The following is a 21,332-nucleotide window of genomic DNA, read 5'->3' as shown; positions in this document are numbered from 1 at the left end:
GTTAAAACTTCACCTTGGGCGCTTGTTTGGCGGCTTCGTCGGCCTTGAAGTATTCCTTGGGCTTCAGGTGCAGCAGCAGGGAGTTGGTGATGAAGTTGGGGAAGGTGCGGATGGAGGCGTTATAGGTTTCGACGGCCTGGTTGTAGCGCTGGCGGGCGACGTTGATGCGGTTTTCGGTGCCTTCGAGCTGGTTTTGCAGGTCGCGGAAGTTCTGGTCGGCTTTGAGTTGCGGGTAGTTTTCGGCGATGGCCAGAAGGCGCGACAGGGAGGACTGCATTTGTCCCTGGGCCTGTTGGAAGGCGGCCATGGCCTTGGGGTCGTTGAGGGTCTCGGGCGTGATTTTCACTTGCGTGGCCTTGGCCCGGGCGTCGACCACGGCGGTCAGGGTGTCTTTTTCGTGGCTGGCGTAGCCTTTGACGGTTTCCACGAGGTTGGGGATGAGGTCCAGGCGGCGTTGCAGGGCCGATTCCACGTTGCCCCAGGCGCCGTTGACCGCCTCCTCGTTGGTCTGCATCTGGTTGTAGCCGCAGCCCGAGAGGCTTGAAAGCATGAGGAGGGCAATGAGGAGTCCAAGAAGTCTGGGCATGGTCGCTCCTTGAGGGCGGGGTGATATGCCACGCCTATACGCAACGGCGGGGCGTGGCAAGGTTGCACGGTTTTTTCGCGGGAGGGGCTGTCAGCCCATGCGGCCCGCGCCGAGAACCCGGGAGACGATGTCCCGGGAGTTGGCCTCGGCTTGCAGGTATTCTTCGTGGGTGAGTCCCGCGCCGAGGGCGATTTTCTTGCGGCGTTCCTGGGAGACGAGGTCGTCCGGGGCGTGGGCGTCGTTGTCGATGACGAGTTTCGCCCCGAAGCGCCGGGCCAGGGCGGCCACGTGGCCGTTGGTGAGGCTGTGTCCCTTGCGGGTGGTGATTTCGAGCGCCACGCCGCGTTCGGCGGCCAGTTCCGCCTCTTCCGGGGTGATGAGTCCCGGGTGGGCCAGGATGTCCACCCCGGCCTCGATGGCGGCCAGGTTGGTGCCGGCTTCCACGGGCTCGACGATGGTTTCGCCGTGCACCACCACGATGTGAGCCCCGCGTTCCCGGGCCAGCTCGGCCAGGTGGGGGATCAAGGGCGGCGGCACGTGGGTGATCTCCACCCCGCACAGCACGGTGACGCCGAGGAAGGCTCCTGTTTCGGCCACGAACCGGCCGATGTTGGTGAGAATCAGGTCCAGGTTGGAGAAGTCGGCGTGGTCGGTCATGGCCATGGCGCGGTAGCCGGCTTTGGCGGCGCGCCGGGCCAGTTCCGAGGGAATGAGCTCGCCGTCGGAGAAGGTGGTGTGGGTGTGCAGGTCGATCATGGCGTCACATTTTGTACTTGGTGTCGTCGAGTTCGAATTTTTCGAGCAGCTCCGTCCACTTGTCGCTGTCGTCGCTGGAGAATTCCACGACGGACTCGTTTTTCGCTTCGTTGGCCACCTGTTCGAGCACGGGTTCGGCCACGAGGATGGGGGCCTTGGCGCGCAGGGCCAGGGCGATGGCGTCCGAGGGCCGGCTGTCCACCCGGCGGATGCCGCCTTCCACTTCCAGTTCGATGTCCGCGTAGTAGGTGCCTTCGGCAAGCTCGGTCACGTGGATGGCCACCACATGTCCGTTGAGCTTGGCGATGGTGTTGAGCAGCAGATCGTGGGTCATGGGGCGCGGCAGCACCACGTCGTTTAGGGCCAGGGAGATGGCCATGGCTTCCATGGCGCCGATCCAGATGGGCAGGACGGCTTTTTCCTCCATGTCCTTGAGGATGAGCACGGGCACCTGGGATTCTTCGTCAAGGGCCAGTCCGAACACTTTCATTTCAATCATGGTCGGCCTCCGCCTCCCCGATCAGGGAGTGCTTTTTGGCTTGGCGGATGCGGGCGCGCACGATCGTTCCGGCGGCCTCCGCAACGCCCGGCAGGGCCATGTTGACGATGCGTCCCCCGGGGTCGCGTCCCCGCCATGAGGGGCCGGTCGGAGAGTCCCGACGGCTTGCGCCTTCGATGAGAATCTCGGTCGTCCGTCCGACCTGCGCGGCCAGGGCCGCGGCGAGCCGTTCGTCGAGCAGGGCCTGCAATTCGGCCAGGCGGGCCGATTTGACCTCCTGGGCGACCTTGGGCTCCATGCGCTCGGATACGGTTCCTGGCCTATCACAGTACATGAAGGAGAAGCCGCTATCAAATCCAACCTCGCGCACCAAATCGAGGGTGCGCCGGAAGTCGTCGTCGGTTTCGCCGGGAAAGCCCACGATCAGGTCCGTGGTCAGGGCGATGCCCGGCCGGGCCCGGCGCAGCTTGTCCACGAGGCGCAGGTAGGCGGCCCGGTCGTAGCGCCGGCCCATGCGCGTAAGCACCGCGTCGGAGCCGGACTGCACCGGCAGGTGCAGGGCCGGGCACAGTTCGGGCAGGTCGGCGAAGCGGGCGACGACATCGTCGCTTAGGTCCTTGGGGTGGGAGGTGGTGAAGCGGATGCGCGCGATGCCCGGTATGGTGGCCACGGCGTCGAGCAGCCGGGCAAACGACGTGCCGTCGCCGGAGGCGTCGAGGCCGTAGCTGTTGACGTTTTGGCCAAGGAGCGTGATTTCCCGCGCCCCGCGCCCGGCCAGGGCCTCGCATTCGGCCACCACCGCCGGGAGTCCCCGGGATTTCTGCCGGCCGCGCACGAAGGGCACGATGCAGTAGGCGCAGAAGTTGTCGCAGCCCTGCATGATGGACACGAAGGCCCTGGGCGGCACCGTATCCTCGGGCCAGGACTGGTCGCGCTCGGGATAGGTCTCGGTGAAATCCAAAAGCGACAGGCGAAGCCCGGGCTCGGCGGCAAGGCGGCTGAGCGCTTGGGGCGCGCCGGCGATGCCGTCGGAGCCGAACACCAGGCGCACCATGGGGAAGCGCCGCCACAGGGCCGTGCCGAACTGTTGGGCCACGCAGCCGCCCACGGCCACAAAGGCGTTCGGGTTGTCCCGGTGGCGGTCGGCGATGCGGCCCAGCTCGCTGGCCACTTTCTGTTCCGGCTTTTCGCGCACCGAGCAGGTGAAAAGAATGAAGAGTTCGGCTTCTTCCTCAGGAGCGGGTGTGAAACCCAGGCCTATAAGCGAACGGGTCAGCCAGTCGCCGTCGCCGACGTTCATCTGGCAGCCCATGGTGGTTATGTGAAATTTCATGGCTACGGTGAGGATAATGCACGTCCGGGCGGCGGTAAAGGGTGGTGGAAAGCGCTTTTCCCGGCAGGGCGGGGCAACGGGCTTTGCGCGGGCGGCATTGCCACGTCCGGACCAAGGTGGCATACCCTGGAGGGGGAATGTCGGGCGCGCCGTTGCATCGGTCCGCTTTGCGCGCCCGCAAAAGGGAGAGATGACGGATATGGCAACGACAATTGTTCCTTCGGCCTATGACCCGGTCTGGAAAAGCATCCATTGGTGCACCGTGGCCCTGGTCCTGGCGCTTCTGGCCATCGGTTGGACCATGTCCGGGGGCGTGCTTTTCATGTGGCACGCCTCCCTTGGCGTGACGGTCTTCGTCGTGACGCTTTTGCGGCTTGTCTGGCATGCCGGCCATGTTCCGCCGCCCGTGCCCCCGACGCTGCGACCCTGGGAACGCAAGGTCCTCAAGATCGTCCAGGTCCTCTTTTACGTTTTCCTGATTGTCCAGCCGCTGACCGGCTGGTCCATCTACAGCCTTTCGCCGCGCTACACGCAATTTTTCGGTTGGGTCTCCCTGCCGAAGCTGCCCGGCCTTTTGGGGCTTGGGGACGCGGCGACCCTGCGCACCATCCTGGAAGGCGCGCACGGCGCGGGAGCCTCTATTCTGGCCGCGCTTTTCGTGCTCCATGCCGGGGCGGCCATGAAGCACCACTTCATCATCCGCGACGACGTGCTCTTGCGCATGGCCCCGTCCGCGTTGGGACCGCTTCTCGAGACGCTACGGGGCCGACGCTGATCGTACGGGCCGGACGGAGGGGTTCGCATGTCTCCCGCGTTGCTGCATGATTTCGGTTTCATCCTGCTTGGCTTGGGGGTCGGCGCGTACGGCACGCTGATCGGCGCGGGCGGCGGCTTCGTGCTCATGCCGGTGCTGCTGCTGCTCTATCCGCACGACTCCCCGTCGCTTCTGACCAGCATTTCCCTGGCCGTGGTCTTTTTCAACGCCGCCTCGGGAGCCCAGGCCTATGGCCGGCAGGGGCGCATCGACTACAAGTCCGGGCTGGTTTTCGCCCTGGCGGCCGTGCCCGGGGCGGTGATCGGCGCGCTTTCGAGCAACTGGGTGCCGCGCCGCGTTTTCGACGTGATCTTCGGGGTGATCTTGGTCGCCGGGGCGCTTTTTCTCATGGTGCGGCGAAACGGCGCGGCAAGTCCCGCCCGGGGCAAGCCCGGGCTGACCCATCGGCGCATCGTGGAGCATGACGGCGTTGTCCACGAATACGACTTTCGGCTGCGCACGGGCATCATCATCAGCCTCTTCGTCGGCTACCTGTCGAGCTTTCTCGGCATCGGCGGCGGGATCATCCACGTGCCCGCCCTGGTCTACATCCTGTCCTTTCCCGTGCATGTGGCCACGGCCACGTCGCATTTCATCCTGGCCATCATGGCCCTGGCCGGCACGCTAACCCACGTCGCCACCGGGGTGTTCGTCCAGGGCGTCCACCGCACGATCTATCTGGCCCTGGGGGCGATGGTCGGGGCCCAGGTCGGGGCCCAGCTGTCCAACCACTTGAAAGGCCGCTGGATCATCCAGAGCCTGGCCGTGGCCCTGGTCTTTGTCGGGGCGCGCATCCTGTACCAGGCGTTCTGATTTTCCGGGCGCCGCGCGGCGACCTGGGCCGTAAATCGGCCTTTGGTCTTGCCGCGCCCTGTCCCTTGTTGTAACCCGGAAAAGTAGGATTCCAACGTCCCCCGCGCCGTCGGCGTGGTGCGGACGAGCCTGTTCCCGAGCCGCCGTCGGTCGGCCGGCAAGCGGGACCGGTAAAGGAGGAGAGCCGGATGAACGAGCGCATCGAAACGGACAGCCTGGGCGAGGTGAACGTCCCGGCGGACAAGCTCTGGGGCGCCCAGACCCAGAGGTCGCTTGAGCATTTCAGCATCGGCGACGACCTCATTCCGCGCGAGATGATCGGTTCCTACGCCATCCTCAAAAAGGCCGCCGCCCTGGCCAACGCCGAGCAGGGCCGGCTGCCCCGCGACGCCATGACCATGATTTGCGCCGTGTGCGACGAGATCCTCGACCACAAGCACGACGACATGTTTCCGCTACGCGTCTGGATGACCGGCAGCGGCACCCAGTTCAACATGAACGTCAACGAGGTCGTCTCCAACCGCTGCTGCCAGCTCGCCGGCACGCCCCTTGGCGGGAAAAAGCCGGTGCACCCCAACGACCACGTCAATATGTCCCAGTCGTCCAACGACAATTTTCCGACCGCCATGTACATGGCCGCGGCCATGGGCGTGGTGCGCGACCTGCGTCCTTCGCTGGCCAAGTTGCGCGACGCCCTGGCCGCCAAGGCCGAGGCCTGGAAGGACATCGTCAAGATCGGCCGCACCCATCTCCAGGACGCGGTGCCGCTGACGCTCGGCCAGGAGTTTTCCGGCTACGCCGGCATGCTGGCCGATGACGTGGTCCGGCTGGAGGCGGCCCTTGGCGGCGTCTACGAACTGCCGCTCGGCGGCACGGCCGTGGGCACGGGCATCAACGCCGCGCCCGGCTTCGCCGAGGCGGCCATCGCCCATATCGCGGGGCTCACGGACCTGCCGTTCGTTCCCGCGCCCAACAAGTTTACGGTCCAGGGCGCCCACGACGCCCTGGTCCAGCTTTCGGGGACGCTTCGCACCTTGGCCGTGTCGCTTTACAAGATCGCCTGCGACATACGCTTGCTCGCCTGCGGTCCCCGGGCCGGCTTTTACGAGCTCATCATTCCGTCCAACGAGCCGGGCTCCTCGATCATGCCAGGCAAGGTCAACCCGACCCAGTGCGAGGCGCTGACCATGATCGCCGGGCAGGTCATGGCCGCCGACGTGGCCGTGGGCTTCGGCGGCGCGGGCGGCATCCTGGAGATGAACGTCTACAAGCCGCTGATCATCTACAACATCATGAAATCCATCCGCATCCTTACGGACGGCATGCACAATTTCCGCCGCTTCCTGGTGGAGGGCATGGAGCCCAACACGCGGCGCATCGCCGAGTTCGTCGGCCGTTCGCTCATGCTGGTCACGGCCCTGTCCCCGGTCATCGGCTACGACAAGGCCTCGAAAATCGCCCATCATGCCATGGAGCACGACCTGACGCTTCGCGAGGCGGCCATGGACCTGGGCTATGTGGACGGGGCGGAGTTTGACCGGATCGTGGTGCCGGCCAACATGACGCATCCTTTCGTGGCCAAGGATTGAGCGCTTTTGACCGAACCGTCGCGCGAGCGGCAAAGCAGACGAGGTGGCGCATGACGCAGGCAGGCAAACGCGGCAGGGACCTGCTCCTTGACCCCGTGCATACGCATTCCACGGCCTACACCGAGGAGCAGAAGCAGGCCCTGGGGCTTGTTGGGCTCGTTCCGGACGTGACGGAAACCATCGACAACCAGCTCAAGCGCGTGTTCATGCAGCTTGGCCACAAGAACACGGACATCGACCGCTATATCTATCTGGTCAACCTGCTCGACCACAACGAGACGCTTTTTTATAAGACCATCATGTCCGATCCCGCGCGGTTTTTGCCCATCATATACGACCCGACCATCGGCGAGGCCTGCCTCAAGTTCGGCCACATCTTTCGCCATCCGCGCGGGGTCTACCTGTCCATCGAGCGGCGGGGCAGGGTGCGCGAGGTGCTCCGGAACTGGCCGGAAAAGGACGTGCGCTTCATCTGCGTGACCAACGGCGGCCGCATCCTGGGCCTTGGCGACCTGGGGGCCAACGGCATGGGCATCCCCATCGGCAAGTTGCAGCTCTATACCGCCGCCGCCGGCGTGCCGCCCCACGGGTTGTTGCCCATGTTTCTCGACGCCGGCACCAATAACGCCGAACTGTTGGCCGATCCGCTCTATCTGGGCCTGCGCCGCCGTCGTCTGCCCACGGAGGAGCTTTATTCCTTTGTCGACGAGTTCGTCGCCGCCGTGCAGGAGGTCTTTCCCGGCTGCTGCATCCATTTCGAGGACTGGACGGGCGTGGACGCCGTGCATCTTCTCGAGCGCTACCGGGACAAGGTCTGCTGCTACAACGACGACGTGCAGGGCACGGCCGGCATCACCCTGGCCGGGGTCATAAACGCCTGCCGGGCCAAGGGCACGAAGCTCGCCGACGAGTCGTTCCTGTTCCTCGGCGCGGGTTCGGCCGGCATCGGTCTGGCCAATCTGCTCTGTGCGGCTCTGGTGGACGAGGGGCTCACCTTGGAAGAGGCGCGGGGCAGGGTGCGTATGTTCGACGTGGTCGGGCTGCTGGAATCCTCGCGTTCCGATCTGGTGGATTTCCAGAAACCCTACGCCCATGCCCACGCGCCCATGCCGCGAAGCGATTTCGCCAAGGCGGTGGAGGAATTCCGCCCCACGGTGCTGATCGGGGTCAGCACCATGGGCGGGGCCTTCGACAAAGACGTGGTCGAGGCCATGAGCCGGGTAAACGACCAACCGGTCATCCTGGCCTTGTCCAACCCCACCGAAAAGGCCGAGTGCACGGCCGAGCAGGCCTATGCCTGGAGCGGGGGTAAGGCGCTCTACGCGGCCGGCGTCCAGTTCTCGCCCGTATCGTATGGGGGCCGGACCTTCCTGCCGGGCCAGGCCAACAACTTCTACATCTTTCCCGCCGTCGGCATGGCCATCTATGCCACGAAAGCCAAGCGCGTGACGGACCGGATGTTCATCCGCGCCGCCAGGGCCGTGGCCGGACAGGTGACCGACGCCCAGCTGGCCCAGGGCCTTTTGTATCCGCTCCAGTCCGACATCCTGGAAACCGAGATCAAGACCGCCGCCACGGTGGCCGGGCTGGTCTTCGACGACGGCCTGGCCACCGTCGACCGGCCGGCCGACATGGAGGCGTACATCCGTTCCCTGGTCTACGCGCCGCAATACGCGTCCTGAGTCCCTGGCAACGGGCGGGGGCGCGCTTGCCGTCCCCGTCCCTCGCCGGCGGCGTGCCGAACCTTCCCTTTGCGGACGGGGCCTTCGACATCTGCCTGTCTTCCCATTTTCTGTTTCTCTACACCGACAACCTGACCCTCGAGTTTCATTTTCAGGCCATTGACGCCATGCTGCGGGTGGCCGGTGAAGTGCGCATTTTTCCGATCCTCGACATCAATGCCCGGCGTTCCCCCTACGTTGACGCGGCGATCCGGCGCTACCGGGACGGCGGCCGCGTCGTGGCGGAAGTCCCGGTGGACTATGAGTTCCAGATCGGCGGCAACGCCATGCTGCGCATCCGCTGATTGTCGCGCGGCGCCTTTCCCGGGCCCGGTTGGCCTCACGTCCCGATTGGGCTACCATATTTTCCCATGGAAACCGTGATGGAAGCCGCCCTGCGGGCCGGCAAACCCGTGTTCTGGCAAAATCCGCATCGCCGTCCCGTGGCGGAGCTGCGGGCGGATATGTCCGGGCTGCTGGCCGACATCCGGGAAGCCGCCGCGCGTTTTTCCCGGTTCGCGCCGCTTTTGGCGGACCTGTTTCCGGAACTGCGGCCCACGGGTGGTGTGATCGAATCGCAGTTGCTCCCCTTGCCCGAGTCTGTCGGCGCGGGCGGGGGACGCGAGCCCGTGTTCCTCAAGGCCGACCACCTGCTGCCCGTGGCTGGATCGGTCAAGGCGCGCGGCGGATTCCACGCCGTCCTGGCCGTGACCGAACGGCTGGCCATGGACGCCGGGCTGCTCGCCGGCCCGGATGCCGATCACCGGCTGCTCGGGGAAGCGCGCTCCCGGGCCTTTTTCGCCGGGCACACGCTTTCCGTGGGTTCGACCGGCAATCTCGGGCTTTCCATCGGCATTCTCGGCCGGGCCCTGGGCTTTGCCGTCACGGTCCATATGTCCCACGACGCCAGGGCTTGGAAAAAGGAAAAGCTGCGCGAGGCCGGGGCCACAGTGGTGGAGCACGCCGAGGACTATGCCGCCGCCTGCGCCACGGCCCGAGCCTTGGCCGCCGCCGATCCGGCCAACCATTTCATCGACGACGAGAATTCCCGAGACCTGTTTCTGGGCTATGCCGTGGCTGGACTGCGGCTCCCGGCCCAACTGCGGCCCCTGGGCATCGTCGTCTCGCCCGAGCGCCCGCTTTGCCTGCATTTGCCCTGCGGCGTGGGCGGCGCGCCTGGCGGCATCGCCCTCGGCGCGAGGCTGGCCCTTGGCGACGGGGCTCTGGCCGTTTTCGTCGAACCGACCGAGGCTCCCTGCCTGCTGCTCGGGCTGGCCACGGGCCGCCACGAGGCCGTGTCCATCAAGGACATGGGCCTTTCCGGCCGCACCATCGCCGACGGCCTGGCCGTGCCGCGACCTTCGGGGCTCGTGTGCCGGCTGGTTGCACCCATGGTCGATGGCGTGTGCACCGTGACCGACGCGGCCATGGCCGACCACGTGGCCGCCGCCTGGAAGCGGGCGGCCCTGCGTCTGGAACCCTCCGCCGCCGCCGGGCTCGCCGGTCCGGCCATGGTCCGGGCCGCCGGCCTGCCGCGACTGGCCGGCAGGACTCCCAGCCACATCGTTTGGGGCACGGGCGGGGGCATGCTGCCGGATGAGGCCTTCGAGGAAATCCTGGCCATGGGGGAAGGGCGGGGGTGATCATAAGCGCCAGCCGCCGCACGGACATCCCGGCCTTTTATGCCCGCTGGCTGGTCAACCGGCTGCGGGCCGGGTTTTGCGAGGTGGTGAGTCCGTTCAACGCCGCCCAGGTCAGTCGCGTCTCCCTGGCCCCGGAAGATGTCGACGCCATCGTCTTCTGGACCCGCGACCCGCGTCCGCTGCTGCCGCATCTGCCCGAACTGCGGGCCATGGGCCACGAACCCTTTTTCCTCTTTACGGTGCTGGCTAATCCCCGGGAACTGGACCCGAAATGCCCGGCCCCGGACGTTTCCGTGCCGGCGTTCGCCGCCCTGGCCGCCGCCTTGCCGGCTCGGATCACTTGGCGCTACGACCCCATCGTGCTGACGGAAAAAACACCGCCCGACTGGCACCGGGCCGCCTTTGCCCGACTGGCCCACCGCCTTGCCGGTCTGACCGACCGGGTGGTGGTCAGCTTCCTGGAGCCCTATCGCAAGATCGCCGGCCGCATGAAGCCCTTGGCCGCCCAAGGGTTCGCGCCGTTTCCCCCGGACGAGGAGGAACGCCTGCGCCTGCTTTTCGATCTGCGCGACATGGCTGCCGCGCACGGCATGCGGCTTATGACCTGCTGTCAGCCGGAACTCTATCAGGAAGCGGGCATCACCCCGGCCCGGTGCGTCGACCCGGACTGGATTGCCGCGCGTCTCGGCAGGCCCCTCGCCCTGGGCAAGGACCCGCACCAGCGGCCGCGTTGCGGCTGCGCCCCGAGCAAGGATATCGGCGCCTACGACCGCTGCCTCTTCGGCTGTCGCTACTGCTACGCCACGTCGAGCTTCGAACGCGCCCGGACGGCCTTCGCCCGCCACGACCCCGGGGTGACGATGTTGTGATGAAGGTATGCCTCCGGCGGCCAGGGGGAAACTTTTTGAAAAAAGTTTCCCCCTGGACCCCCTTCAAAAACTTTCAACGGGACGAAATGGTATTGGGGCTGATGTCTTTCTCATTGCGGTGTTTTTGCATGAGAAGCGGAATGGGAGGGGAAAGAGAAGCGAAGGTGCGGAGTTCGGGAATTGCTGCCGCACAGGCGCATGCGATCGGGGTGATTGACTGCCAGGGCCATGGCGTAGGCATCTTGTTTTCGCGTATGAGGCGCCTGGTCTGGGGCGGCGGGCGGTTGGCGGAACGCGAAGGCGTATTCTTCGAATATGCGCCGCGCGTCCCGCCAACCGCCCGCCGGCCAGCCAAAGGAAGCAATCGAACCGACACCGTTCGGTTCGAGGGAAAGAAATTTTTCCCCTCCCTTGAAAAGGGTGGGGTCAGCGGTTGTTGGCCGCGTAGAGGGCCGCCACCCGGGCGGCGAGGCTATTTTCTTTTATTTGGCGCATGGGGGGCGGGGATTGCTGCGCCTCCTCACGCGGACTTCCGGCGGCTTCGGGAAAGGAGCCGTTGGAAGCGATGGACGTGGACGCCCCGATCATGGGGGCTTTGGTCGTGGCCGCCGGGGCGGCCAGTTTGAAGGGCGAGGCGAAGCGGTAGCCGCACTCCGGACAGGCCATGAGCATGCCGCCGATGCCGGCGGGAAAACGAAGCGCTTGGCCGCAGCCTGGACAATGACGCACGGGTCCCTCGGACATCCGATCCTCCGATGCAGGATGTATTGCAAAACTAGTACCCGCAAACCCGTGTTTGGTTACAGGGGAGCGTGCAACAAGGGGCCAAATGATGGAACCACTTGCATTTGATGATTTTCTCAAGGTGGATATGCGCGTTGGCCGCATCCTGGCCGCCGAGCCGCTGCCCAAGGCCCGCATCCCGGCCTACAAGCTGACCATCGATTTCGGCGAGCTTGGCGTCAGAAAGTCGAGCGCCCGCGTCACCAATCTCTACGCCGCCGGCGATTTGCCCGGCCGGCAGGTCATCGCGGTCGTCAATTTTCCGCCCAAGCGCATCGCCGGTTTTTTGTCGGAGGTGCTGGTGCTCGGCCTCGACGGCGAGGGCGGTGTGGTGTTGCTCGCGCCCGAGCGCGAAGTGGCCTTGGGACAGCGCGTTTTTTAAAGGACATGGGGAGTGAAGGAGGGGGTATGCGGCTTTTGGTATGGGGAACGGGATCGCGGGCAAAGCAGTCGGTTCCGGCCTTGCGAACAGAGGCGATGGAAATCGTGGCCTTTATCGACAGTTTCGATTCGGGCGGCTTCTTTTCAGGAAAGCCTGTGCTTTCGCCTGGGCAGGCGGCGGCCTTGAAGCCTGGAATCGACTACGACGGGGTTTACATCGCCAGTTATTTTGCGGAGGAAATATCGGCGACGGCCGAATCCCTCGGTTTCCCCAAGTCCCTGTTTCTGCCGGAATGTTTTCCTCATTTTTTACGGTACAAGGAACGGCTTGGCGAGGAGCAGTTCCTCCGGCTTCTGGCCGTGCCCTGGTGGTACCATGCCTTTGAGATACTGCCCGGGATCATGACGCCAGGAGTTTGTCGCTACAAGCCGCATCTGCTTGAACATCCTCTGGCGCGACATGTCGCCGGCAAGAGGGTTTTGGATATCGGGGCCTGGGATGGGCCCTATACTTTGGAGATGGCCCGGCGCGGGGCGCGGGTCACGGCCTTCGACATCCAGCCCCCGCAACAGAGCGGCTTCGACGCCATGCGCGCCCTAAACGGCATCGATGCGGCGCATATTTGCGAGAGCGTCTATAACCTCGCTCCGGATGCGCACGGGCGGTTCGATGTGGTGCTTTTTTTCGGCGTCTACTACCACTTGCGCAGTCCCTTGCTGGCCATCGCCAACATCAATGCCGTGCTGGAGGACGGCGGGTTGGTCTTTGTGGAGGGCGCGGTGCTCGAAGGCGCGGGCCATGTCGATGCGTATTGCGCGGACAATGCGGACAGTATCGCGAACGTCGCCGCCATGCCCATGGCCTACTACGTCAAGGACATCTTCCAGGACCACTGGAGCAATTGGTGGGTGCCGAACATGGCCTGCCTGCGCCACTGGTTCACCTCCAGCGGCTTTACCGTGGAGCACGAGGCCCTGTTCGAGAACGATTCGCGCGGCTACCTCATTGCCCGCAAAGTGGGCCCCGTGCCACCGGAACACACTGTGTTGGACGGACCGCGTTCATGATCGGCATGGCGGTGGGAGTGAACCTTCGCCCATCTCGTGCTCCCTTTTGAAGGGGGCCCGGGGGGAATTATTCCCCCCGGCGGTGGGGGCCAGGGGAGGCAGCGCCTCCCCCGGAGTCTTCGCTCCCCCAACTTCGCAGGAAGGCCAACACGGCGTCGCGACAGGCTTCGATGGGGAGGTGTTCGGCCTCCACGATGCATTCCGCCTTCGGGTCCTCCTCGAAGGGCACGTCCACGCCGATGACCTGCCCCAGGCCGGGGAACTGCCGGCCGGTGGTTTTCCGCAGCATGGCCTTGGCGTAGAGCCCGGCCATGACCAGCCCTTCGGGTCGGGCCGCCTCCCGGGCCATGGCCGTGGCCAGGGCGCAACGGATGTGCGCCTCGGCGAAGCGGGCCATGAGCGAGCGGGCGTAATCGCGCATGGCGCGTTTCGGGGCGGAGGCGTCCATGAGGATGTAGTCATGGCCGCCGGCGCGGTACAGTCCGGCCGCTTCCTCGGCAAAGAGCCGGTAGGCCGATTCGCGTTCGGCCTCGCTGTAGGTGGGCTTGGGGAAGTAGGCCTTGCGCCGGGCATCCATCTCTAAATACGCCACGCGGGAGCCGCCGAGGGTCAGCGTTTTTTCCACGGCCCGGGCCACCGCGCTTTTGCCCGATCCGGGCAGTCCCGTGAACCACAGCGTGGCGGGCATGGTCACCTCATGTACCGGTTGAAGTCCTGGCAATCGAACCGGTCGTCCTCGAGTACGTTGACGAGAAAGCGCAAGAGCCCCTTGCGCACCTCGGGCGGATGGCCGGGGTACCATTGGGGCGAGGCCACGACCAGTCCCCGGAAGACGAAAAACGGCGCGATGACGGCAAGGATGTCGTCGTCGCCCGATTCGCGCAGGTACGTCTCCCAAAAGGTCATGTACAGCCGCTCGAAATCCCCGGCGAGCTTCGGTTCCTTGTACAGCCCGAACAACACATAATTGAGGCTCATGGTGGCCACGTCGTCGGCCGGCTCGCCCCACTGCCCCCGGCTGCGGTCGAGCACGGCGAAGTCGCGTTTCGCGCCGTCTTCCTGGATCAGCACGTTCCAGGGGTGGAAGTCGCCGTGCACCTCGCTTAAGCGGTGGGTGAAGCCCCGCAGCTTCCAGCGCCAGTCGATCACGCGTTTTTCCAAGGCGCAAAATTTTTCCGGCGGGAACAACTCGTAGGGATGCGGGTAGGCGTCCACCAGTCCGAAAATGCATTCCGACGCGCCGATCAGGTTGCGCACCCGGCGCAGGTACAAATCCGCGTCGTCCTTTTTGACGGCGTGCACCCGGGCCAGCCATTTGGCGAATTCCCGGGCCATGCGCACATCCCTGTCTTCCAGGCCCGTCTTCTGGATGCGCTGCAAATCCAGGTAATAGTCGTAGCCTTGGGCCTTCTCGCTGATGATGAAAAATTCCTTGGGCGCGCTGACCGGCACCAGCCGGTCGTCCCGGTCGAAATAGCCGAGCCCGATGGGACGCACATGCTTTTCCATGCGCCCCCCGGCCTCGTACTGGAACATCAATATGGCCGCCCGGTCCCAGTAGAACTGATGCCCGTACTTGTCCCCGCGCATGATGGACAGCACGCCGTGGCGCGCTTCGCCGTCGACCTCGAAATCCAGGCATACCGGCTTGCCGTAGCCGAATTCCTTCATGCCCTGGCCGTCCGCGCCCATGGCGCATACGCCGATAAGCCGCGCGCCGTCGCCGAAAGATTCGCGCAAATAGCGCTCCACAGCCTCGGGCCGCACCACGATGGGCGTCTTTTCCTCGGTCCCTTTGCGCATGGCTGGCTCCTTTGGGGGAGTGGTGTGGTTGGTGGAATGCGATGCGGGGGGAGGGAACCCCTTTTTTTCAAAAAGGGGTTCCCTCCCCCCGCATCCCCCCTCCCTCCCCAAAAACTTTCAAAGGGTTTGGAGTGACGGTAAGCCGGAACGCGGCGTGGGGGCAAGACGTTTCGGGGGAAACAAGGGGGAGGAGGAAGGTCGCGCCTGGGATGGGACGAAGGAAGACAGGAGTTTTGTTTGGGAGAGAAAAGAATGTCGATGCCTACACTGATAAAAAGTTTAGCAAGGGGAGAGCGCGAGAGGGGAGAACCCTTTTTAAAGGGTTTCCCCTCTCGCACTTTTCCTCTCCCTTCCTAGTTCTCTAAAACCGCTTTTTCCAGTACGCCGAGCGTTTTTTCATGGTTTCTTCGAGCCGGGCCAGTTCGCGGCGATCGTCGTCGTTTTTGGCGGCGGCCTTGGCTTTTTCCATCTGGAATTTGGCCTGACGGGGGTTGTTTTCGTAGATGGCGGCGTAGGTCAGGTTGAGGTAGGCGTGGAAGATGTCGCCGGCCTGGCCGAGCACCTGGCCGTAGATGGCGCGGATTTCCGGGTTTTCCGGCACGCGCATGCGCACCTGGTCCAGGTAGGTCACGGCTTCCCTGTAATTGCCTTCCTGGGCCAGCATGCGGCCGTATTCGTAATTGGCGTCGATATCCCGGGGATTTTGCCGCAGGGCCGCCTGGAGCAGGCTCTTGGCCCGGGCGAAGTCGCGGATCTTCAGGAAATAGCGGCCCGATTCGCGCAGCACCAGCGCGTCCTTGCCGCCGCAGGCCAGCGCCGTCTCGAAGGCCGATTTGGCCTGGCTCACGTCGGCCAGCGACCGGGACAGGGCGATGGCCAGCCCGAGCTTGTCCAGGCAGGTGGCCTTGTCCCCGAGCTTGCGGAAGTAGGCCACGGCGTTGTTGGCGTCGGTGTAGCGGGCGCGCACCAGCATCTGGGCGCGTTTGAAGGCCACATCGTTGTCCTTGCGGTCGAGCACGTTTTTGGGCAGCAGCTTCAGCCGGTCCCTGAGGTAGCCCATGCGTTCCTCAAGGCCGGGGTGGGTGCTCAGGTAGGTGGGAATCACGCCGCCGCCCTGCATGAAGCGCAGCCGGCGCATGGTTTCAAAGGCCTCGACGAGCCCTTGGGGCCGGTAGCCGGCGGCGACGAGGGTGTTCATGCCGACCTGGTCGGCCTCGCGTTCGTCGTCGCGGGAATACTTCAGGTAGGCATGGGCCGAGGCCGCCTGGCTGCCTATGGCGACGGCGCTGCCGAGGTCGCGGTTGCCGGTGGTCTGGCCGAGGATGACGCCGGCCAGGACGCCGACGAGTTGGCCGATGGAAAGGGCTTGCATTTCACCCATGCGCTTGGCGATGTGCTGCTGGCTGACGTGGCCCAGTTCGTGGGCCAGAACGCCGGCCACCTCGGATTCGTGATCCATCTGGAGCAGCAGGCCGGTGTAGACGAAGACGTAGCCGGCCGGGCCGGCGAACGCGTTGACGGCGTTGTTGTTGATGACGCCGAGGGTGATGGGAAAGGCCATGGGCGGCTTGACCCGCACCAGCCGGTTGATGATGCCCTGGATGTAATCGTTGACTTCGGTGTCTTCGATCAAGGGCATCCGGGCCCGGATGAGCGCGTTGAACTTCTCGCCGAGCTCGCGCTCGTCCTTGAGGTCGAAGGAGAAGAGGCTGGCCTGGGCCGCGGGGACAAGGACCGCGGTCACGAAGAAAAAGACGGCGGCCAGGGCCGCGGCAAGTCGCCGGGTCACGCCCGGCGCGAAGCGGAAGCGTTGGACGGACATAGCCGGTATATATCTCGATCCAGGCGGGAAGGAAAGTCGACGGCGCTTCCCTAACCCATCTTTCATAAAGGGCTTTCAAGCGGGCTGGGCAAAAAAAAAGCGACGGGGAACGGCCGGAGCGCCGACCGTTCCCCGAGCGGAGGAAAAACCGGGTATATTCCCGGCTACTTATTCATGAGGTCGAGGAACTCGCGGTTGTTTTTCGTGCCGCGCATCTTGTCGAGCAGGAACTCCATGGAGTCGATGGGGCTCATGGGGGCGAGCAGCTTGCGCAGAATCCAGACGCGGTTGAGCACGTCGGTTTCGAGCAGCAGCTCCTCCTTGCGGGTGCCGGACCGGTTGATGTCGATGGCCGGGAAGACGCGCTTTTCGGCGAGGTGGCGGTCCAGATAGATTTCCATGTTGCCGGTGCCCTTGAACTCCTCGAAAATGACTTCGTCCATGCGGGAACCGGTGTCGATGAGCGCCGTGGCGATGATGGTGAGCGATCCGCCGCCCTCAATGTTGCGGGCCGCGCCGAAAAAGCGCTTGGGCCGCTGCAGGGCGTTGGCGTCGAGGCCGCCGGAGAGCACGCGTCCGGACGAGGGGGTTACGGCGTTGTAGGCGCGGCCGAGACGGGTGATGCTGTCGAGGAGGATCACCACGTCGATCTTGCGTTCGACCAGGCGCTTGGCCTTTTCGATGACCATCTCGGCCACCTGCACGTGGCGCTGGGGCGGCTCGTCGAAGGTGGAGGAGACGACCTCGGCCTTGACCGTGCGCTCCATGTCCGTGACTTCCTCGGGGCGTTCGTCGATCAGCAGCACGATGAGGAAGACGTCGGGGCGGTTGGCGTTGATGGAGTTGGCGATGGTCTGCAACAGCATGGTCTTGCCGGTGCGGGGCGGGGCGACGATGATGCCGCGCTGGCCATGGCCGATGGGGGTCAGGAGGTCGATGACCCGGGACGAGTAGTTCTCCGCTCCGTTTTCCATGACGTAGCGCTTGTCGGGATAAAGCGGCGTCAGGTTGTCGAAGAGCACCAGGTTTCGCGAGGCCTCGGGCGGGGCGAAGCCGATCTCGCCCACGCGCAACAGGGCGAAATAACGTTCGCCTTCCTTGGGCGGGCGGATCTGGCCGGAAACCACGTCGCCCTTGCGCAGGCCGAAGCGGCGTATCTGGGAGGGCGAGACGTAGATGTCGTCGGGGCCCGGCATGTAGCTGTACATGGGCGAGCGCAAGAATCCGAAGCCATCGGGCAGGATTTCCAGCACGCCTTCGCCGAAAATGGCGCCGTTTTGGGAGGCGCAGCTTTGCAGCAGGGCGAAGATGAGCTCCTGCTTGCGCATGCCGTTGGGATTCTCGACGTTGTATTGGACGGCCAGGTCCATCAACTCGGGCATGCTTTTGAGCTTGAGTTCGGAGAGGTTCATGGACGTCTCCATGAGGCCCGGTTTCGCTGCAGGTGGTTGCACAATGTCGTCGTTTTCGACGGTATCGGTAGGTGCGGGAGGGGGAGGGGACTGGGGCGGACGTCCACGGCGTTTTGGTGCGTTGCTCACAGGAATAGCCCGGCGCAAAGATGCGCATATTGAAGTGAAAGAAAAAACCCGATGCAGCGTGAGTTCAGTGGGGTCGCTCCACGGGGGGAACGGCGCAAACTCGCTTTTTTACGGGGACCAGGGCAGTGGGGGACAGACCGACAACGGCCTGGAACGATCCATATACATTTTCCGGGGACTGTCAAGCGCATGGGCGGCTTTGGGTCGAAAAGAGCCGCCGGCCCGGATCATTCCTCGGGTTTGGGCGCCAGAACGTCGGCGAAGATCTCGTTGATGACGTCTTTTATTTCCTGCTGGTCCTTGTCCAGGGCCAGGGCCAGCTCGAGGGTGAGCAGGCTGGTGGCCTGCTCGAGCAACCGGCGCTCGCCGAAGGAAAGCTCCTTGTTCTGGCCGATCAGCAGCAGTTCCTTGAGCACGTAGGCCACGTCGGCCAGATCGCCGCTTTTGAGCTTCTCGGAATATTCGCGGTAGCGGCGGTTCCAGTTCTGGCCGGTGTAGCCGGTGAAATCCGACCGGTCCTTGAGGGACTCGATGATGGCCAGCCCTTCCTCGGCCGTACACAGCGGCCGCAGGCCCACGTTTTCGGCGTTGGCCACCGGGACCATGAGCGTGACGTTGTTGCTGAGGATGCGAACGATAAAGAAATCAGCCGAGGTCCCGCCGATTACCTGGGTCTCGATACGTTCGACCCTGCCCACTCCCTGGGCCGGATACACGACAAGTTGTTCCTCGGAAAACACCGTTCGACTCCTTTCGGAAATCGCGCGTTAGGCACGCACGATCGCCGTCTAGGAGCCAAAATAGCGCACTTGCCGCCATGTGTCCACGCATTCGGACGTGATGCTCGGAGTCTGAGGGCGTTAGGGGGAGGGATCAAGCGCCTATTTCAGGCGGATGTGGCGGCAAACGCTCCGGCCCGGCTCATGGCCGTTTCCAAGCCGTCCTCGAAATAGGTGAAGACGGCGTCCACGGCGGCCGGCAATACTTGGCGCACCACGGCCATTTCCTCGCCGCGGAAGGGTTCGAGCACGTAGCCGGCCACATCGCGTCCCGGCTCGGGGCGACCGATGCCCAGGCGCAGCCGGACGAAATCCGGGCTGCCGAGTTCCTGGGTCAGGGATTTGAGGCCGTTGTGGCCGGCGTTGCCGCCGCCGCGTTTGGCCCGCATGCGCCCGAGCGGCAGGTCGAGTTCGTCGTGGATGACCAGGACGTCGGTCGGGGCGAGCTTGTAGAAATCCATGGCCGCGCGCACGGCCCGGCCGCTCAGGTTCATGTAGGTCAACGGCTTGACGCACACGAACTGGGCAAAGGCGCCGCCCGGCAGCACGGGCAGGGCGATGGCGACGGCGTCCATGTCCTTGCGGGAGGTCATGGCCGATTTGGGCGCGCCGCCGAGTTCGCGCGCCCGGGCGATCAGGGCGTCGACGGCCAGAAAGCCGAAATTGTGCCGCGTCGCGGCGTAGCGGGGGCCCGGATTGCCGAGGCCCACGATGAGGGCGGAAACAGCCATGGCGGTTTTTTGCCTCTGGGCGGCGGCGTCAAAAAGGGCGGAACGCGCCTGGAAAGCCGGTGGCGCGTCCCGCCCGAAAAGGCGCGATGCCTCTTGCGTGCGTCGGGTTAGGCCTCGGCCTCGGCGGCCGGCTCTTCGGCGGCGGCCGTTTCCTCGCCCTGGTCCTCGGTCTCGATGACCACGGCCAGCAGGGAGAAGTTGTCCTCGTAGACGGCCTTGACGCCCTCGGGCAGGACCAGGTCGGCGACCTGGACGCTCTCGTTGACGTCGAGGTTGGTGATGTCGATGACCACCCTGTCCGGGATGGCCAGGGGCAGGCAGACGACCTCGATGGACTCGCGGTACACTTCCAAAGCGCCGCCCTTGACCTGGCCCTTGGCCTTGCCGGTGACGACCACGGGGATGTGGACGTGGATGGCCTTGGTCAGGTCCACGCCGTAGAAGTCGACGTGGGTGATGCGGGGCTTGGTCGGGTGGTGCTCGACCTTCCACATCAGGGAGGGCTTGGTCTCCTCGCCGGCGTCGGTGGCGATCTTGAGGTCGAAGACGTGGGAGGAAGCGGTCTTGGCGTAGAGCTTTTGCAGCGGGAGGTGCTCGACCATGACCGGAACATTGGCGCCGGTGGCGTCGTAATAGATGCCGGGGACCATGTCCTTGGCACGCAGCTTCCGGTTGGCCCCCTTGCCGAGGCCCGTGCGGGTCGTCACGGCGAGGGAAAGAGTCTCTTTCATGGCAGGTATCTCCTTTGCGCCCGTGGGCGAAATATGATTTTGGGTCAGGCGGCGCGTGCCGGCATCTACGTGAAAAGCACACTCACCGAGGATTCGGTGTGGATGTTGTGAATGGCCTTGGCCAGAAGCCCGGCGATGGACAGGACCTTGATCTTGGAGCAGGCCTTGGCCGTTTCGTTGAGGGGAATGGTGTTGGTGGTGACGATCTGGGTGAACGGCGAGGCTTCCAGGCGCTCGATGGCCGGGCCGGAGAGCACGGGGTGGGTGGCGGCGGCCATGACCTCGCGGGCGCCGTTCTCGAGCAGCACGGTGCCGGCCTGGCACATGGTGCCGGCGGTGTCGATCATGTCGTCGAGGACCACACACAGCTTGTCGGTGACGTCGCCGATGACGTGCATGGCCTGGGCCTGGTTGGGGGCGTCGCGCCTTTTGTCGATGATGGCGAGGCTGCCGCCCAGGCGTTTGGCGAAGGCCCGGGCCCGTTCCACGCCGCCGGCGTCGGGGGAGACCACGCAGACGTTTTCCCCGGAAAATTCCTTGAAATATTCGGCCATGATCGGGGCGGAGAAAAGATTGTCCACGGGCAGGTTGAAAAAGCCCTGGATCTGGCCGGCGTGCAGGTCGATGGTGAGCAGGCGGTTCATGCCGGCGACGGTGAGGAAGTCGGCCACGAGCTTGGCGGAAATCGGGGCGCGCGGGGCCACCTTGCGGTCCTGGCGGGCGTAGCCGTAGTAGGGGACCACGGCGGTGACGCGCTGGGCGCTGGCGCGCTTTAAGGCGTCGAGGATCAGGCACAGCTCCATCAGGTTGTAGTTGACCGGATAGGAGGTGGACTGAATGACGAAGATATCACAGCCACGGACGTTGGCGCCGATTTCGACGCGGATTTCGCCGTCGCTGAACGTGCCGACCTTGGCCGGAAGCAGCGTGCAGCCGAGATGGTCGCAAATGGCGGCGGCCAGGACGGGGTTGGATGTTCCGGTCAGTATCTTCAGATCGCCTTGCGCCATGCCGGGCCTCGGGGAAGGTATGGGCCGCCGGGATGGCCGGGCGGCGGGGCCGCCGTCGCC

22 protein-coding genes are annotated in these 21,332 nt (G+C 64.9%); 9 read left to right on the top strand and 13 right to left on the bottom strand.

Annotated features, from left to right (window positions below):
* Position 1: 1 nt before the first annotated feature.
* From DESFRDRAFT_RS06030 to miaB, 4 genes are all read right to left on the bottom strand, one after another.
* On the bottom strand, positions 2–586 hold the full coding sequence (locus DESFRDRAFT_RS06030; protein ID WP_005992143.1) for a LemA family protein: 585 nt from the start codon (positions 584–586) through the stop codon (positions 2–4).
* 90 nt (positions 587–676) lie between these two features.
* A complete protein-coding gene (locus DESFRDRAFT_RS06025) occupies positions 677–1,342 on the bottom strand; it encodes a histidinol phosphate phosphatase domain-containing protein (protein ID WP_005992141.1) in 666 nt (221 codons plus the stop codon).
* Between the two features lie 4 nt (positions 1,343–1,346).
* On the bottom strand, positions 1,347–1,841 hold the full coding sequence (locus DESFRDRAFT_RS06020) for a bifunctional nuclease family protein (RefSeq protein WP_005992139.1): 495 nt from the start codon (positions 1,839–1,841) through the stop codon (positions 1,347–1,349).
* Complete coding sequence (gene miaB, locus DESFRDRAFT_RS06015) at positions 1,834–3,174, bottom strand: tRNA (N6-isopentenyl adenosine(37)-C2)-methylthiotransferase MiaB (protein WP_005992137.1); 1,341 nt, start codon at positions 3,172–3,174, stop codon at positions 1,834–1,836. The genes DESFRDRAFT_RS06020 and miaB overlap by 8 nt, the downstream gene beginning before the upstream one ends.
* Positions 3,175–3,373: 199 nt before the next feature.
* Between miaB and DESFRDRAFT_RS20690 the strand changes: the two genes are divergently transcribed.
* The 7 genes from DESFRDRAFT_RS20690 to DESFRDRAFT_RS05980 all read left to right on the top strand — a co-directional run bounded on the left by DESFRDRAFT_RS20690 (position 3,374) and on the right by DESFRDRAFT_RS05980 (position 10,623).
* Complete coding sequence (locus DESFRDRAFT_RS20690) at positions 3,374–3,949, top strand: cytochrome b (protein WP_005992135.1); 576 nt, start codon at positions 3,374–3,376, stop codon at positions 3,947–3,949.
* A gap of 27 nt (positions 3,950–3,976) precedes the next feature.
* Positions 3,977–4,801: a sulfite exporter TauE/SafE family protein gene (locus DESFRDRAFT_RS06005; protein ID WP_005992133.1), complete on the top strand. Its 825-nt coding sequence runs from the start codon at positions 3,977–3,979 to the stop codon at positions 4,799–4,801.
* A gap of 188 nt (positions 4,802–4,989) precedes the next feature.
* On the top strand, positions 4,990–6,390 hold the full coding sequence (locus DESFRDRAFT_RS06000; RefSeq protein ID WP_005992130.1) for a class II fumarate hydratase: 1,401 nt from the start codon (positions 4,990–4,992) through the stop codon (positions 6,388–6,390).
* Positions 6,387–8,072, top strand: coding sequence for an NAD-dependent malic enzyme (locus tag DESFRDRAFT_RS05995; RefSeq protein ID WP_272913120.1), 1,686 nt, complete (start codon positions 6,387–6,389; stop codon positions 8,070–8,072). The genes DESFRDRAFT_RS06000 and DESFRDRAFT_RS05995 overlap by 4 nt, the downstream gene beginning before the upstream one ends.
* A 26-nt stretch (positions 8,073–8,098) precedes the next feature.
* Positions 8,099–8,416: a hypothetical protein gene (locus DESFRDRAFT_RS05990; protein WP_005992126.1), complete on the top strand. Its 318-nt coding sequence runs from the start codon at positions 8,099–8,101 to the stop codon at positions 8,414–8,416.
* Between the two features lie 78 nt (positions 8,417–8,494).
* The gene (locus tag DESFRDRAFT_RS05985; RefSeq protein WP_005992124.1) at positions 8,495–9,754 is read left to right on the top strand and encodes a D-serine ammonia-lyase; all 1,260 of its coding nucleotides are present in this window, start codon (positions 8,495–8,497) and stop codon (positions 9,752–9,754) included.
* Positions 9,751–10,623, top strand: a complete 873-nt coding sequence (locus tag DESFRDRAFT_RS05980; RefSeq protein ID WP_005992121.1) for a DUF1848 domain-containing protein — start codon at positions 9,751–9,753, stop codon at positions 10,621–10,623. The genes DESFRDRAFT_RS05985 and DESFRDRAFT_RS05980 overlap by 4 nt, the downstream gene beginning before the upstream one ends.
* 426 nt (positions 10,624–11,049) lie before the next feature.
* Here DESFRDRAFT_RS05980 and DESFRDRAFT_RS05975 read toward each other — a convergent pair whose 3' ends face one another.
* A complete protein-coding gene (locus DESFRDRAFT_RS05975; RefSeq protein ID WP_005992119.1) occupies positions 11,050–11,367 on the bottom strand; it encodes a hypothetical protein in 318 nt (105 codons plus the stop codon).
* An 88-nt stretch (positions 11,368–11,455) separates the two neighbouring features.
* Between DESFRDRAFT_RS05975 and DESFRDRAFT_RS05970 the strand changes: the two genes are divergently transcribed.
* Positions 11,456–11,788 carry a tRNA-binding protein gene (locus tag DESFRDRAFT_RS05970; protein WP_005992117.1) on the top strand — a complete coding sequence of 111 codons (333 nt, stop codon included), beginning with the start codon at positions 11,456–11,458 and terminating at the stop codon, positions 11,786–11,788.
* Positions 11,789–11,814: 26 nt separating this feature from the next.
* Positions 11,815–12,855, top strand: coding sequence for a class I SAM-dependent methyltransferase (locus tag DESFRDRAFT_RS20685; protein ID WP_005992115.1), 1,041 nt, complete (start codon positions 11,815–11,817; stop codon positions 12,853–12,855).
* A gap of 67 nt (positions 12,856–12,922) precedes the next feature.
* Here the strand turns inward: DESFRDRAFT_RS20685 and DESFRDRAFT_RS05960 are convergent, their stop codons facing one another.
* The 8 genes from DESFRDRAFT_RS05960 to DESFRDRAFT_RS05925 all read right to left on the bottom strand — a co-directional run bounded on the left by DESFRDRAFT_RS05960 (position 12,923) and on the right by DESFRDRAFT_RS05925 (position 21,272).
* Entirely contained in the window at positions 12,923–13,543 is a 621-nt protein-coding gene (locus DESFRDRAFT_RS05960) for an adenylyl-sulfate kinase (RefSeq protein WP_005992113.1), read from the bottom strand.
* Positions 13,544–13,545: 2 nt separating this feature from the next.
* Complete coding sequence (locus tag DESFRDRAFT_RS05955; RefSeq protein ID WP_005992111.1) at positions 13,546–14,658, bottom strand: phosphotransferase family protein; 1,113 nt, start codon at positions 14,656–14,658, stop codon at positions 13,546–13,548.
* A 361-nt stretch (positions 14,659–15,019) separates the two neighbouring features.
* The gene (locus DESFRDRAFT_RS05950) at positions 15,020–16,480 is read right to left on the bottom strand and encodes a M48 family metallopeptidase (protein ID WP_005992109.1); all 1,461 of its coding nucleotides are present in this window, start codon (positions 16,478–16,480) and stop codon (positions 15,020–15,022) included.
* A gap of 164 nt (positions 16,481–16,644) precedes the next feature.
* Positions 16,645–17,892, bottom strand: a complete 1,248-nt coding sequence (gene rho / locus DESFRDRAFT_RS05945) for a transcription termination factor Rho (RefSeq protein WP_005992107.1) — start codon at positions 17,890–17,892, stop codon at positions 16,645–16,647.
* A gap of 356 nt (positions 17,893–18,248) precedes the next feature.
* Positions 18,249–18,761: a CarD family transcriptional regulator gene (locus tag DESFRDRAFT_RS05940; protein ID WP_005992106.1), complete on the bottom strand. Its 513-nt coding sequence runs from the start codon at positions 18,759–18,761 to the stop codon at positions 18,249–18,251.
* A gap of 146 nt (positions 18,762–18,907) precedes the next feature.
* Entirely contained in the window at positions 18,908–19,531 is a 624-nt protein-coding gene (gene pth / locus DESFRDRAFT_RS05935; protein WP_005992104.1) for an aminoacyl-tRNA hydrolase, read from the bottom strand.
* Positions 19,532–19,638: 107 nt separating this feature from the next.
* A complete protein-coding gene (locus DESFRDRAFT_RS05930; protein ID WP_005992102.1) occupies positions 19,639–20,262 on the bottom strand; it encodes a 50S ribosomal protein L25/general stress protein Ctc in 624 nt (207 codons plus the stop codon).
* Positions 20,263–20,327: 65 nt separating this feature from the next.
* Entirely contained in the window at positions 20,328–21,272 is a 945-nt protein-coding gene (locus DESFRDRAFT_RS05925; protein ID WP_005992100.1) for a ribose-phosphate diphosphokinase, read from the bottom strand.
* Positions 21,273–21,332 lie beyond the last annotated feature (60 nt).

The organism is Solidesulfovibrio fructosivorans JJ] (assembly GCF_000179555.1).
Taxonomy (GTDB): Bacteria; Desulfobacterota; Desulfovibrionia; order Desulfovibrionales; family Desulfovibrionaceae; genus Solidesulfovibrio; species Solidesulfovibrio fructosivorans.
The sequence above is the reverse complement of the archived record's forward strand: the minus strand, read 5'-3'. Positions and strand labels throughout refer to the sequence as shown.